This is a genomic window from Gemmatimonadota bacterium (assembly GCA_009841265.1).
GTDB lineage: Bacteria > JAAXHH01 > JAAXHH01 > JAAXHH01 > JAAXHH01 > JAAXHH01.
Genome location: VXMB01000001.1, coordinates 12,028 through 27,308, shown reverse-complemented (window position 1 = coordinate 27,308; position 15,281 = coordinate 12,028). Strand labels below are relative to the sequence as shown.

General features: G+C 61.6%; 10 protein-coding genes. 8 read left to right on the top strand and 2 right to left on the bottom strand.

The window, feature by feature from the left end:
• Positions 1-214 precede the first annotated feature (214 nt).
• From F4X08_00095 to F4X08_00065, 7 genes are all read left to right on the top strand, one after another.
• Positions 215-3,784 carry a DNA polymerase III subunit alpha gene (locus tag F4X08_00095; GenBank protein MYD24198.1) on the top strand — a complete coding sequence of 1,190 codons (3,570 nt, stop codon included), beginning with the start codon at positions 215-217 and terminating at the stop codon, positions 3,782-3,784.
• Between the two features lie 158 nt (positions 3,785-3,942).
• Positions 3,943-5,805 (top strand): hypothetical protein, encoded by a 1,863-nt coding sequence (locus F4X08_00090; GenBank protein MYD24197.1) that lies wholly within the window; start codon positions 3,943-3,945, stop codon positions 5,803-5,805.
• Between the two features lie 19 nt (positions 5,806-5,824).
• Entirely contained in the window at positions 5,825-6,652 is an 828-nt protein-coding gene (locus F4X08_00085; protein ID MYD24196.1) for a hypothetical protein, read from the top strand.
• A gap of 10 nt (positions 6,653-6,662) precedes the next feature.
• On the top strand, positions 6,663-7,472 hold the full coding sequence (locus F4X08_00080; protein MYD24195.1) for a hypothetical protein: 810 nt from the start codon (positions 6,663-6,665) through the stop codon (positions 7,470-7,472).
• Between the two features lie 50 nt (positions 7,473-7,522).
• A complete protein-coding gene (locus F4X08_00075) occupies positions 7,523-7,972 on the top strand; it encodes a DUF3830 family protein (GenBank protein ID MYD24194.1) in 450 nt (149 codons plus the stop codon).
• An 88-nt stretch (positions 7,973-8,060) separates the two neighbouring features.
• The gene (locus F4X08_00070; protein MYD24193.1) at positions 8,061-9,197 is read left to right on the top strand and encodes a c-type cytochrome; all 1,137 of its coding nucleotides are present in this window, start codon (positions 8,061-8,063) and stop codon (positions 9,195-9,197) included.
• Entirely contained in the window at positions 9,187-10,881 is a 1,695-nt protein-coding gene (locus tag F4X08_00065) for a hypothetical protein (protein MYD24192.1), read from the top strand. The genes F4X08_00070 and F4X08_00065 overlap by 11 nt, the downstream gene beginning before the upstream one ends.
• A gap of 3 nt (positions 10,882-10,884) precedes the next feature.
• Here the strand turns inward: F4X08_00065 and F4X08_00060 are convergent, their stop codons facing one another.
• Together F4X08_00060 and F4X08_00055 are read right to left on the bottom strand one after the other, a co-directional pair.
• A complete protein-coding gene (locus tag F4X08_00060; protein ID MYD24191.1) occupies positions 10,885-11,838 on the bottom strand; it encodes a hypothetical protein in 954 nt (317 codons plus the stop codon).
• A 97-nt stretch (positions 11,839-11,935) separates the two neighbouring features.
• On the bottom strand, positions 11,936-13,516 hold the full coding sequence (locus tag F4X08_00055; GenBank protein MYD24190.1) for a twin-arginine translocation signal domain-containing protein: 1,581 nt from the start codon (positions 13,514-13,516) through the stop codon (positions 11,936-11,938).
• Between the two features lie 267 nt (positions 13,517-13,783).
• Here F4X08_00055 and F4X08_00050 point away from each other — a divergent pair, with 267 nt between their 5' ends.
• Positions 13,784-15,268 carry a hypothetical protein gene (locus F4X08_00050; GenBank protein ID MYD24189.1) on the top strand — a complete coding sequence of 495 codons (1,485 nt, stop codon included), beginning with the start codon at positions 13,784-13,786 and terminating at the stop codon, positions 15,266-15,268.
• The last annotated feature ends 13 nt before the right edge of the window (positions 15,269-15,281 follow it).

Here is a 15,281-nt window from a genome sequence, read left to right as displayed (position 1 = left end):
CTGATCGAAGCCTTCCTGCCCATCACCCGGATCGTGCTCAGACCCACCGGAAAAAAACGTAAAATACCTTGCGCCGGTGGTTCTTATCAACCTATTTTTCCAGAGGCAGTCTCGTAACTTCATTCCCACTTTGAAGCCCGTCAGGCACTCATCAGGCAGGACCCCGCCCGTCCGCAACAGGTGAACTGCGGTATCTGCCTCAAGGACGAACCCCGTGTCCTCGTTCGTACACCTGCACAACCATACCCATTACAGCCTCCTCGACGGCGCCAGCCGCATCGGGGATCTCGCCGAGACCGCCAAAGCCTTCGACATGCCCGCCATCGCCATGACCGACCATGGCAACATGTTCGGCGCCGTGGAGTTCTACAAGACGGTCACGGCCGCAGGCCTGAGGCCGATCATCGGTTGCGAACTGTACCTGGCCCCGGGCAGCAGGAAGGAAAAGCGCCCGGTCCGGGGCGGTGAACGTGCCGATCAGACTACTCATTTCGTCGTGCTCGCAAAGAACGCGACGGGCTACCGGAACCTGATGAAGCTCACCTCCGCCGGGTACCTTGAGGGATTCTACTACAAGCCCCGGGTGGACATGGAGCTTTTGAAGAAGCACAGCGAAGGGCTGATCGCCCTGTCCGCCTGCGCCAAGGGGCCGCTGGCCAACCTGGTGGTGGACGGCCAGATCGACCGGGCCCGGACGAAATGCGCCGAGCTCAAAGAGGTCTTCGGATCCAACTTCTACCTGGAGATCCAGGACCACGGACTGGAGTTCGACAAGCCCATCAACAACGCGATGATCGATTTTTCCCGGGAGTTCGACCTCCCCATCGTCGCGACCAACGACGCCCACTATTTGAAGCAGGGCGACGCCCCCGCCCAGGACGTGCTGGTCTGCATTCAGACCGGGAAGGAACTGAACGACCCCAAGCGGCTCAGGTTCGCCACGGATTCACTCTACTTCAAGAACGCCGACGAGATGAGCCAGTTGTTCGGCCACGTTTCCGGCGCCCTGGCAAACACGGTATCCATCGCCGAGTCCATCGAATTCGAGATGGAAATGGGCCAGTTCAAGTTTCCCCACTTCCCGCTGCCGGAAGGTTATGACAGCGCGGACGCCTACCTGCACAAGCTGTCTTTCGACGGGATGGCAAAGCGGTACGACACCGTCACCCCAGAGTTGAAGGCGCGCCTCGAATACGAACTGGGCGTCATCAGCCAGATGGGCTATCCGAGCTACTTCCTCATCGTCGAGGATATCGCCCGGTTCGCCGCGGAGCAGGGCATCCCGCTCATGACGCGGGGATCCGGCCTGGGATGCATGGTGGCGTACGTGCTGGGCATTACGAACATCGACCCTATCGAGTACGGGCTGCTATTCGAACGCTTTCTGAATCCCGAGCGCGTCAGCATGCCCGACATCGACATCGACCTCGCGGACCGCGAACGCGACAAGGTCATCAACTACGTGGTGGAGAAATACGGCAAGAACAGCGTGGCCCAGATCATCACCTTCGGCACCATGGGGGCCAAGGCGGCGATCCGCGACGTGGGCCGCGTCCTTGGCATGTCTTACGGCGACGTGGACCGCGTGGCCAAGCTGGTGCCCGGCGAACTGAAGATCACACTCGACCGGGCCATCGACCAGGTCCCGGAGTTGAAGCAGATGGCCGACGGCGGCGGCACGGAAGGCCAGCTGATCCAGTACGCCAGGACCCTGGAAGGCCTGGCCCGCCACGCGTCCGTCCACGCGGCAGGGGTGGTGATCACGCCGGGCGAACTGACCGACTACGTGCCGCTGTACAAGCCGAGCAACAAGGATACGATCGTCACCCAGTATCCAGGCGAGCTCATGGAGGACATCGGCCTGCCCAAGATGGACTTCCTGGGCCTGCAGAACCTGTCCGTCATCCAGGACGCTCTCGCGATCATCAAGGACACGACGGGCGACGAGATCGAGCTGGACGACATTCCCCTGGACGACCCGAAGACCCTCGATCTGTTCCGCCGGGGCGAGACCACGGGGATCTTCCAGTTCCACAGCGGCTGGCTCCACGAATTCCTGCGACGGCTCCGGCCGGACGGCGTCGACGACCTGATCGCCATGAACGCGCTTTGCCGGCCCGGCCCCCTGAACGGCGGGGTGGTGGACGACTACATCGACCGCAAGCACGGGCGCAAGGAGGTCACCTATCACCACGCCGTGATGGAAACGGCCCTGAAGGAGACGTACGGCCTCATCGTCTACCAGGAACAGGCGATGCAGATCGCCCGCGACATGGCGGGTTACACCCTGGGCCGCGCCGATTTCCTCCGGAAGGCCATGGCCAAGAAGCAGCCTGAAGTCATGGCCGAAGAACGGCGGAACTTTGTCGACGGCGCCGTGGAGAACGGCATCGAGAAAAGCATCGCGGAAGAGGTCTTCGGCCTGATCGAGTACTTCGGCGGCTACGCGTTCAACAAGAGCCATTCGGCGGGCTATGCCGTACTCGCTTTCCAGGAGGCCTACCTGAAGGTGCACTACCCGGTGCCCTTCATGGCCGCGCTGTTGTCAAACACGATGTCCAATACCGAGGAAATCGTCGTACTGATCAACGAATGCCGGAAGATGGGCATCGAGGTGTTGCCGCCCGACGTCAACAGTAGCGACAAGACCTTCGTCGTGGAAGGTCCCTCCATCCGGTTCGGGCTATGCGCCATCAAGAACGTGGGGCAGGCCGCGGTGGAATCCATCGTCGAGGCGAGGAAGGAGCATGGAACCTTCGAGGATGTATTCGGGCTCTGCGAGCACATCGATCTGCGGCTGGTCAACAAGCGGGTGCTGGAGTCTCTGATCCAGGCCGGCGCCTGCGACAGCCTCGAGGGACACCGGGCGCAACTCATGGACGTGCTCGATTCGGTCATCGAAGGGGCGCAGACCCGCCAGCAGGACCGGGAAAAGGGCCAGACCTCCCTCTTCGACCTCGATGGCATGGGAGGAAGCTCCGGGCTGGAAGTACACAAGCCCGTGCTGCCGATGGTCCCACGGTGGGCGGCCAGCCAGGAACTGGACCTCGAGAAGGAACTGCTCGGATTCTACGTGACGGGGCACCCGCTGAAGGAATACGAGGAAGACATCCGGGCGTTCACGACGGCGGAAATGCGGCGCCTCGAACTCGCCAACGGCCGGCAGGACGGCGTCGTGGTCGGCGGTATCGTGACCGAGATCAAGCCCATCGTAGACCGGAACGGCAAGACCATGGCCTTCGTCACGCTCGAGGACTTCTCCGGATCCGGCGAAGTGCTCGTCTTTTCGGAACCATACGCATTGTACCGCGATCTTGTGTCGATCGACGCGCTGATCCTCGTGAACGGGCACCTGTCGAAAAAAGAAGAGGACAACAAGGTCATCGCTTCCGAAATCATCGCCTTGACGGATGCCCGGGACCGGCTGGCGCGGTCCGTCGTGGTGTCCATGGAGTACGAAAAGGTCGGGGATGAAAACCTCGCGTCGCTCAAGGACGTGCTGGAGACCTACCCGGGAAAATGCGACGTGGTGCTCGAAGTGTCGACGGCCGATCACGGCGAGATCGGCGTAAGGGCGGGGAATCATCTCCAGGTCAGGCCCACGGACGAGCTGCTGAAGACGCTGCGTGAATCCAGCGGCGCGAAACGGGTCCGGCTGGCTGGCGCGCCCGTGCACAGCGGTGAAAGCGGATGGAAACCGGTGGAGATGAACGGCAGGAAGCGGAACGGCCGCGGCCGCTGGAACGGGGACGGGAACGGGAACGGTGACGGGAACGGGAAATAGGACTGCGCGTAACTGGAACGAGCCAATGCTTAAAATGTTTTAGTATCATGAAGGGAAGTCGATATCTTATATCAGAATCATGCGTGTTGGCCCGGCCTAATCTGGTGTGTGCCTGCAACACGAACGCAATGTAGTCTATCGGTACGGTGGGAGGTATTATGTCGATCCGATTGATAACAACTCGTTTTGCCATGCTGGTCATTACTGGCGGTCTCTGGACCGCGGGTTGCGGCGGAGGCGATTCACCGACCCAGCCGACCCCTTCTACACCATCCCCCCCGCCTCCACCGCCGCCTGCGCCGACGGTCTCCGTTGTCGAAGTCAGCCCGAACATGGCAACGCTGGAGGTAGGCAAGACTCAGCGGTTTGTCGCGACCGCCAAAGCTTCCGACGGCACCGTGATCAGCGGGGTCGATTTTGCCTGGTCGAGCAGCAATACCGCCGTGGCTACTATCAATAACAACGGGGTTGCCACGGCCGTAGCCGCCGGAACGGCCGCCATTCGGGCGACCGGAAACGGTGTTTCGAGCGCGGCGGTGACGATCACGGTCACCGTGGCCGCAGTAGCCCGTGTCACGGTCTCTCCGTCCTCGACCCAGGAGTTGATGATCGGTGAAACGGTCACCTTCATGGCAACGGCCCGGACGGCTGGGGGCGCGGTCCGCGGTGATGTCAGTATTTCGTGGGCGAGCAGCGACACCGGCGTAGTGACTATTACTTCCGCCGGCGTGGCCACAGCCGTCAGCGCCGGTACGGCAATGGTCCGCGCTACCGCGGACGGTATTACGAGTTCCCCGGTTACCATCAACGTGGCCGAACCTCCGCCGCCCGAGCCGGTAGTAGCGAGCGTAACGGTGAGTCCGACGGAGGCGATGATCGAGACGGACGCGACGCAGCGGTTTTCGGCGAAGGCGCTTACGTCGGACGGGATGGAAATCCCGGATGTGGAATTTACCTGGTCGAGTTCGGATGAAATGGTCGCGACGGTCGATTCGGACGGTCTGGCGACCGGTGTCGGTGCGGGAGAAGCGATGATTACGGCCACCGCGGACAGCATTTCCGGCACGGCGATGCTGACGGTGGGTGTCCCCCCGACTGATGAGCCGGTGGTAGCGAGCGTATCGGTGAGTCCGGATGAAGCGATGATCGAGGAAGGCGAGATGCAACAGTTCACGGCTATGGCTTTGACGTCGGACGGGATGGAGATCCCGGACGTGGAGTTTGCCTGGTCGAGTTCGGACGTTCTGGTGGCGATGGTCGACGCGAATGGTCTGGCGAACGGTGTCGGAGCAGGCGAGGCGATGATCACGGCGACGGCAGGCGGTGTTATGGGTTCTGCTACACTTACCGTCACGGAACCGGACACGCCGGATCCACCGGACACGCCGGATCCACCGGACATGCCGGATCCACCGCCACCACCTCCCGAGCCGATGGTAGCCAGCGTTTCGGTGAGTCCGTCGGAAGCTACGGTCAAAGAGGGAGAGACGCAACAGTTCAGCGCTACGGCATATGACTCGGACAACAATGAGATAACAGGCAAGACCTTTACGTGGACAAGCAGCAATCCCTTAATGGCAACGGTCAATTCTACAGGGTTGGCTACAGGCCGGGATGCGGGTTCTGTTACGATTACAGCGACTACAGAGGGAGAGTCAGGCGATGCGACGCTGACTATAACCGCGCTGAGAAGTCGGACAGGACGAATTTCGGGCGCTTATTCAGCTGCTGGAAATGTAACACTAAGTGAAGTTTCCGGCGGGCAACTAAAGCTGACAATAACAGGTCTGAATAGCACTGCTCCTGATACGTGGTTGGCTTTATCAGAGAATGCGAACATTCAGTGGCCTACAGGGACACCTTTACCCAGCACTGCGCGCAGTTTCGGTAAAGTTCCAGATGGGGATTTTACGAGTACATTTACTCCCCCATCTGGCAAGGATATCGACTCCTACGACTATGTCATCCTCTATTGTAGGGCATTCAACCTGCTAATCTCCTCGAATTCACTGAGTAATTAGACTAATAAGGAGCAGCAGTATGAAGCGATTGGCCTTCTGCTTGTTTATCGTTGCTGTATTTGCGGGCCATATTTCCACTACCCACGCCGGCGGATGGACTCAACCAAGGGGTAAGGGGTATTTCAAACTGAGCCAGCAGGTCGTACGGGCAGATGCAATTACACGGCCGAACGGCGAACGCCATAAAATCCCCACCACAGTCAGTGGATATACGACGAGCTTGTACGGCGAATTCGGTTTGCTCGACCGCTTGACGCTGGTAGGTTACATGCCCGCTTATACCAATTTCAGCGCGGATTTGGAAGGGATACCGTCATCGTCAGGAATTGGTGACTGGGACGTAGGGTTGAGGGTCGGAATTCTCACCGAAGGACCAACGGTGGTCAGCCTGCAGGCCATGGCCGGATTGCCGCTTGGTGAATCAGGGGACGACATCCTCCTCTGGACCGGCGACGGGGAATTCAATCAGCATTTCTCACTTCAGGTGGGCCATTCGCTCTATCCCGTACCTGCCTACTTAAAGGGTGAGATCGGATACAACAACCGTAAGAGCAGTGACAACATTGAAGACAATTACGCCGACGAGTTGCGGTACAGCATGCAGGCCGGATATACGATCGCCGAACGGGTCGGCGTTGCATTTAGCATTCGCGGTGTCGAAGCCCTCGACAGAGCGGACGACGAGTTTCATCCGCGTAACGATGTCGAGTACCTGTCCTATGGGCCCCAGGTCGATTTCTACGTTACGCCAAACGCTGGGATTACCGCCAGTATGTCAAGATTCACCCGAAGCCATAACATGCTGGACGCGCCTGCCTGGGAATTCGGCGTTTTTCTGAAACTGTAGGAAACAGCCGATGTCGAGAATCGTCTTTCTCGCCGCGATGCTCGCGGTATTCGTCTTTCAGGCTAGCACGGTCTTCGCCGGGGGATGGACGCACGCTCCGGGCAAAGGCTACTTCAAGCTGAACGAGCAGATCATACGGAGCGATTCGTATTTCGAGCCGTCCGGTGACCGGATAGACATAACGGACCAGAGCCGGTATACCACCAGCCTGTACGGCGAATACGGCTTGGCAAACCGGTTGACGCTCGTTGGCTACATCCCCTTTTACCAGCGTATCAGCGAAGACCGGCGCGGAGCCGAAGCCAAGACGGGAACGGGCGACTGGGAGCTTGGCGCCCGGATAGGATTGCTCACCAACCGGGCCACGGTCGTGAGCATTCAGGTCATGGCCGGCCTGCCGCTAGGAGATTCCTTTTCCGATCAACAGGAAGTCGGCCTGTTTACCGGGGACGGAGAATTCAACCAGTTGTTTATGCTCCAGGTCGGTCATTCCCTGTGGCCGACACCGGGCTATCTCAAAGCCGAAATCGGATACAACAACCGTGAGAGCGATTTTTCGGACGAGATACGGTATGCCGTGGAAGCGGGATTCATGGTCGGCGAGCGCTTTGGCGTATCCGGCTGGGTCCGCGGCGCGAAGGCGATTGGTACGGATGGAGAATGGACCGTGTACGACCAGCAGTACGCATCCTTCGGTCCGGAGGTAAGTTTCTACATCACGCCCAACGCGGGGATCACCGCGGGCGTGACGAAGTACACGGGCGCCCACAATGTGCTGGACGCGCCCGCCTGGGACATCGGACTTTTCATGAAGTTGTAATTCCGACCTTGTAGCTAACCTCCGTTATATCAAGGATTTCCGAACAAACCATGCCGCGCAGGATTCGATTGACATTTGTCGACGAAGACGTTTCCGTCGAAGCCGAATTGCTCGAGGACGAGGCCCCGAGGACCTGTCAGGCGGTATGGGACGCCCTGCCCCTGGAGGAGGAGGGCATCCACGCCGTGTACTCGGGCAGCGAGATCGCCTACTTCCTGTCCGAGGACATCGTCATTCCGCCCGAGAACCTGACGAGCCGCACGTTGCCCGGTGATATCTGCTACTACCGCCTGGAACCGGGCCTGATGCACGGATGGCTGGACGGCATCACCGAACTGTGCTGGTTCTACGGAAGGGACGGTCGCCCCAACATGCCGGACGGCCCCGTCTCAGTAAACCTCTTTGCCCGGATGGTCGGAGACGCCAGTGACTTCTGCGCAGTGTGTTACCGGATACGCCGGGAAGGGGCGAAACGCGTACGGATCGAACGTGTCGTTTGAATTCGTATCGCAGGAAACCGATCCCAAATCGGTCTAATATAACACACCGTTTAATATCATATCCACCGTCGCGAGATCTTGCCTGGATATGCAACTACACTACAGATACTTTGCGGTGCCGCTCTGTCTCATCGGTCTTTTTCTGGCGCGGCCTGCCTTCGCCGACCAGGTAAACGGGGCCAATCCCGTTACCGGAACCAGACCCTTGGATGGAGCAAAACTCTATGAACAGGCCTGTGCGGCCTGCCACGGTTCGGACGGAAGGGGACGGCCGCTCGAGGAACGTGGCTTCGCCCTGGAGCTTCCGGACTTTACGGACTGCGAATTCGCGTCCCGCGAACCTGATCCCGACTGGCACGCCGTGATCCATGAAGGCGGGCCGGTGCGGGCCTTCGACCGCATGATGCCTGCCTTCGGGGATGCCCTGACGGACGAGGAGATATACGCCATCCTCGGGCACGTCCGCACCTTCTGCACCAACGACAACTGGCCCCGCGGCGAATTCAACGTGCCCAAGCCCCTGTTTACCGAAAAGGCCTTCCCCGAAGACGAGACTGTATTCAACGTGAGGTTGGACACGGACGAAAGCAAGGCTGTGGTCATTGAGCCTTTGTACGAAAAGCGGTTCGGCCCCCGCGGCATGATCGAAGCGAAAGTGCCTTTCGGCCGGCGCCAGACCGGGGGAGACGACGGGACGGAGATCGGCTTCGGCGACCTTACCGTGGGCTACCGGTATGCGCTCTACCACAATCTGGATCGCGGGAACGCCTTCAGCATCGGCGGCGAAGTCGTACTGCCCACCGGCGATGAGGACGACGGCTTCGGTACCGGCTCGACGAAGCTGGAGCCCCATGTATCCTTCGTCCAGCTATTGCCCGGCGACGCATTTTTCCAGTCCCAGGTGCAGATGGACTTCGCCGTAACGGGGTCCGCACCGGACAAGGGTATTGTCCGCACCGCGATCGGCAGGACCATCACGGAAGGCGAATTCGGCCGGGCCTGGAGTCCCATGGTCGAGCTGCTCGCCTCACGCGAAACTGTTTCCGGGGCCGACGTGACGCTCGACCTGGTACCTCAAATGCAGGTGGCCTTGAATACGCGCCAGCATATCCTCCTCAACGTAGGCGTGCGGGTACCGGTCGCCAACAGTCAGGGCCGCAAGTCGCAGATCGTCATGTACCTGCTGTGGGACTGGTTCGACGGAGGATTCCGCGATGGTTGGTAGCCGGACGGCGGGCAGTGTGTGGATGCGGCTGAGGGCGTACAGCGCGCAGGTGCCGCTCGGTCTCGCCTGGCTGGCCTTCGCCTGGCTGGCGTTCGTCGGGCTGGCGTGTGCATCCGTTGACGCACAGTCAGTCGACACGCAATCGGTGAACCACAGCACCTTCGCCACTTCGGACCAGTGCATCGCCTGCCACAGCAATATCGTCGACGCGGACGGGCAGAACGTGTCCATCGGTCATGTCTGGCGCGGGTCCATGATGGCGCAATCCGCCCGGGACCCTTACTGGCAGGCATCCGTGCGGCGGGAGGTCACCGACCATCCGGGCGCGCGGGCCGAGATCGAGGATACCTGCTCGACCTGCCACATGCCCATGGCGCGTGTGGTGGCGCGGGAGAACGGTGGACTCGGTGAGGTGTTCGCGCACCTCGAAGCCGCCCGGCGGAGCGAGGAAAGTGCGCTGCTCGCCATGGACGGGGTGTCCTGCACGACCTGCCACCAGATACGGCCCGATAATCTCGGCGAGGAATCGAGCTTCGACGGAAACTTCGTGATTCGGACGGAAGCCGGCGTCGCCCCGCAGATATTCGGACCGTTTGAAGTGGACGACGGACTGACCCGGGTCATGCAGTCTGCCACGGGTTTCCTCCCGGACAGTTCCACCCACGTCCAGCAGTCCGAGTTCTGCGCCACGTGCCACACCCTGTTTACGACGAGCCTGGACGCCGAGGGACGGGAAGTGGCCCGTTTCCCGGAACAGACGCCCTACCTGGAGTGGCGGCACAGCGCCTTCGCGGAGTCGGAGAGCTGCCAGTCCTGCCATATGCCGGAGATCGCATCGGCCCCCATCTCCTCGGTGCTTGGGGAATACCGGGAGGATGTCTCGCAGCATGTGTTCCGTGGCGGCAACGTGTTTATGCTGCGAATTCTGGACAAGTACCGCGATGAACTGCTCGTGACCGCGCCGCCTGGCGATCTTCAGCGCGCCGCCGAGGCGACCCTGGAAAACCTGGAGACCGCCACCGCCCGGTTGGAGGTGCTGACCGTGACCCGCGAAGAGGACCACATTTCTATCGACATCGAGGTAACGAACCTGGCGGGCCACAAGCTGCCGACGGCTTACCCGTCGCGAAGGGCCTGGATCCATCTCGAGGTGCGTGATGACGTCGGGAACCTGGTGTTCGAATCCGGCGCCATGCATCCCGACGGGAGCATCGAGGGCAACGACAACGACGCGGACGCGTCCCGCTACGAGCCGCATTACGAGGTGATCGACGATCCGGGCCAGGTACAGATCTATGAACCGATTATCGCGGACGGGTCGGGAAGGGTCACCACGGGCCTGCTTACGGCCGTCACCTACGCCAAGGACAACCGGCTGCTTCCCGAGGGCTTTGACCGTGAGACGGCCGACGCCGCCATCATGGTGCACGGTATGGCGGGGGAAGACGCGGACTTCCAGGCCGGCAGCGACAGGATCCGGTACCAGGTCGAGGTCCCGGCCGGCGTGCAGCGCGTCGACGTTCGGGCGCGGCTCATGTTCCAGACGATCGGCTTCCGGTGGGCGCAGAATCTCGTCCCCTACGATGCCCACGAGACGAAACGCTTCGTCTCCTACTACAACGAAAACGCCTCGACCTCGGCCGTCGTGCTCGCCGAGGCCATCCGCCGCCAGGACCTGCCGTAGTTTCTACCGCCCTGCGTTCTCCAGATCCATCGGGTTCGACCACGCTTTCGTGCCGTCCGGCGCGATGATTTCAAATCTCACCCAACGCGCGTTAGGCCGTAGGGTAAACGTGGCCTCTTCGAAGGACCTGCCGTCCTTTGGCCGGTGCTCCGTTCCGTAGGAATCGAACACGGCAATGATGCGCTGTGCCTCGGAGCACCGGATGCTCGCCTCAACGACGCGATTCCCGTCTCCCCGATCGTCGACCCGGCGAAGCTGGATATCCCGGATCTCGGGTCCTGAGCTCGCGTAGGCGCAGCCCCGTTCCAGCGCGTCGATGATCGCTTCCGCCGAGCGTTCCCTGACCTTCACCATGTTCCAGCCCCCGTAGGTGTCCTTGTTGTCCGATTCGAGGGCGTGGGAATCGTCGTTGGACAGGGCCGGTATCGTGCGGCCGAGAAGGTCCATCCAGTCGTCCCAGTGCACGGAGGACTCGCCCCGTCCGGCGCAGCGGCAGGTGGTGTTGAAAACCTCGATGCCGGCCAGGCCGTCCAGGGGAAGCGTGTCCCGGAGGATGTTGACCGAACTCCAGTGGGGGTGGGCGAGCCAGATCGAGCCGCCCTGCCGCCTGACTTCGTTGATCACGTGCTGCGGCGGCATGCGCTTCGAGTCCAAGTCTTCGTCGATGTTGTACGCCAGGAAATGGTGGGTCTGGCCGCCGAAGGGGTTTTCCGGATGGATCTCCGCTCCCTGCACCAGCACGAAATCGTCCGGCGCGCTTACCGTATCGATCCGGGTGATCTTGTAGTGATCGGAGATACAAAGGAAGTCGTAACCCTGGTTGACGTAACCGTCCAGCCGCTCCTGGGGGGACGGTTTTCCGTCGGAATTGGTGGTGTGGGAATGCAGGTTGCCCTTGAGCCAGAAGTATCCGTCGTCATCGATGTCGAAGGGGCTGATCAGCCCGTCGCTCGCCATGGTGCTCTCCCCGTGGTCTGGCGGTTAATGGTGTCGTGTCTTAGTGAATGGAAACGCTGCTCGTAGCCGGCTTCCGCTGAAATTGCCAGATCCGGCCTCAACCCAATTCTTCTGTGTACGTCCTGCCGAAGCGGTCCGTGGCCTCGACCACCACCTTCCCTGCGTCGGGTGACACGGGCGCGTAGAACAGGTGATTCGTGGGGACCGGATCCACCCAGGGACGGCGTTCGGGCAGGTCTGGCCCGCGGTGGATGGACTCCGACAGGGGATCGGTGCCCGGCCGGCGGGCCATGGCGCCTCTCCGCATGCCGTCTTCATACCAGACGACCCGCCAATCGGGTTCCCAGTCCCAGATGTTCGCCACGATCTCGTCCGGCGCCCCCGGATCGGCGCCGCGGAGATAGACCCGCATCTGGTGGTTCTCGTCCAGTCCCGTGGACTTGTAGCGCCATCGGATATCCGATCCGTCGACCTCGTAGACACCGTACCCGCTGGGCGTCCCGTCCCAGCAGATGGGACCGCTCCACCAGGCGCCGCAGACCGTGCCCTGGACGATTTCGTGCACCCCGCCTTCGAAGATGTGTTCGTGTTCGTGCACGTGGCCGGAGAACACGTGGGCCCGGTAGGGCTCGAGCATCCGGTACATGCGCTCGCGGTTCACGGTCGTGGACGAGATGGACGGACTGCCGTCGCCGGTTCGGATATGGCGCGTAGTGTACTGGGGGATGTGGTTGAACACCGCCACGGTCCGGCCGGCTTCCACCAGGGCAAGGTCCTGGGCGAGCCAGTTGAGCTGATCGTCGGTCACGTAACCGATGTAGCCCTGGCCGTGCCAGAACACGTTGTCCAGCACGATGTAGTGGACTTCTCCCCGGTCGAAGGAATAGTAGTTGGGGCCGAAATGGCGGCAGAACGTGCGGACGGATCCGTCGTCGGTCGGGCCGAAGTCCAGGTCGTGGTTGCCGACGACCTGGAAGAAAGGCATGCCCATTTGACCTACGCCCCGTTCGTACTCCGGATACAGGGTCAGGTCGTCGAACATGATATCCCCGCAGCCCACGCCGAACAGCCGGCGGTCGGCCAGCGCGGCAGCGGTCTCCCGCACGTCGGGGACCGTCTCCGCGTGGAAGAGGCCCATTTCGTAGGCGTCCTGGGTCTGGGGATCGGAGAGGACCAGGAATCCGTGGCGATCATCCGATCCGTCCAGGGCCTCGAGTTCGAAGCGCGCGGCCATCTCCCCCGACCCGTCCGCCATGATCGGCCGGTAGAAGGAGGCCGTGCCGCTTGGATTCTGTGCTATGGCGTATCCGTCGGGCGTGGAGATCGAAACGAAAGTCTGAAGCGTATTGGAAACGATTTCGAAGCGTCCGTCCGCGTCTGTTGACGTGACCGTCAACCCGTCCGTGACCGCGACCCCGGCCAGACTCACGCGGCCGGCTGTGACGCGTCCGGAGACGCGCACCGGGCGGACCGGGCGGACGGGATGCGCGCCGGCCGCCGCGTTACTTCCGGCCTGCGGCGCGTACGGATCCGCCAGCACGGGAAAGGGCGTCGCCATCGCCGCGGCCGCGAAGGCCGCCTGCTTGAGAAAGGCGCGCCGGGTCAGGGCTTCCCGGTCTTTGGAACGGGTCGTTGATTTGCCTGCTTCATCTAAAATCGCCTGAAGGCTGGGGTCCATCGGATGGCTTCCTTTCTGACCGCCGGATCACAATCCAGAAAACGCGCGGATGGCCGGTAGACCATCCACATCGTGAGATAGGGAAGGTATGGGTTGATTATACAAAGTCGACACCGGTTGAAACAGGTTTTTGTGAACGAAATTCGCAGGTTGTGCCTGCGCTACTGTTCCGGTATTCAGAGCCGTCTCACAACACGGTCCGTTCATGGCCCATCCCCGGTATTAATGCTTGATGTGACGGCTTCGTGATCATATCATTTTAGTTCCATGAAAGAAGCCCCGAAAGGTCCCGATTCCTCCGAATTCCTGTCCATTCCCGAACCTGCCGGCGTCTACGCGGAACCGTGGTCCTGGAGGAAGTTCAGGCGCATGCTCGGTTTCTTCGGGCCCGCCGCGCTGGTGGCGTCCATGGCCGTGGGCGCGGGAGAGACCATCCTGGTTACGGGCGTAGGCGCCTGGGCGGAATACGGCCTGCTCTGGCTCATCCTGCTGAGCGTGCTGGTCAAGGGCGTCGCCGTAACGTACCTGCTGGGCCGTTTCACGGCGGTGAGCGGCCAGCCCTTCGGCCGGATGCTGGCGAAGCTGCCGGGTCCCCGCGGCTGGTTCATCCTGACGCTTTTGACCATCGAGCTGCTCGCCCTGAGCATCGCCCTGACGGCGGTCGCCAAGCCCTGCGGCAATCTCGTCGTACACATTTTCTCGGATTCGCTGCCGGCCGGACCGACCGATACGTTCTGGGCGAACCTGGTAACGACCGGATTCCTGGGCCTGGCCATCGGGTTGAGCCTGCTGACGTCCTACGAGTTCCTGGAGAAGCAGCAGATCATCATCTGCGGCGTCCTGGTCTCCGGCACCATCCTGGCCACCGTGATCGTCTGGCCAAATTTGGGCGGCGTCCTCATCGGAACGCTGTCCATCGGAAACCTGCCCGCTGCCCCCGACTGGGCGCCCATCGCGGCCAGGAACGACTACTTCCTGAACCTGGTCACCGTCTTCGGCTACGTGGGAGGCACATTGAGTACCTACCTGGCCTATTCCGGCTGGGTGGCGCAACGGGGCTGGGGCCTGACGAATCATGGCGGGATGGAGTGGCTCGGCAGCCGGATCGACCACACGCTGAAAATCAACTATCTGAAGGAGGATCCGTCGGAGGCGCGGCGCATGCGCGTGCTGCTTTCGCCGCTCAAATGGGACGTGTCCATGGGCGCGCTCGTGCTCTTCATCGTCACCGCCGCCTTCATGATCGCCGGCGCGGTCGTGCTCTACCCGCGGCAGACGGTCCTCCCCGGCAACGCGTGGGACCTGCTCACGCGACAGTCCTCCATCTGGGCGCAGATCCACGCCGCCCTCATCCCCGTGTACTACGTGGCCATCCTCGCGGCCCTGTGGGGAACCCTGGCCACCATACCGGAGGCCCTGACCCGGTTCGCCCATGAATTCCTGACGGCCGTTTGGCCCCGGTTCAAGTCCTATTCCTACCGCAGGCTGCAGACCTGGATCGTGATCTGGTTCTTCATCTCCTCCTCCGCGGCGATCTGGAGTGACATCACCTTCGACCTGATCACGCAGATCGTGGCGCTCCTGGCCACCAACCTGGGCGTGGGCATCGTCTGCTGCGCGGCCGTCTACCTGAATTTCAAACTGCCCCCCGCATACCGCACCCGTCCCGCCATGCTCGTCCTGGGCGTGCTCTCCACCGTGGTGCTCCTCTCGGCCTTCGTCGTCAGCGCCGCGGGCATGCTGCAGAAGTGACGACACGCAAGAC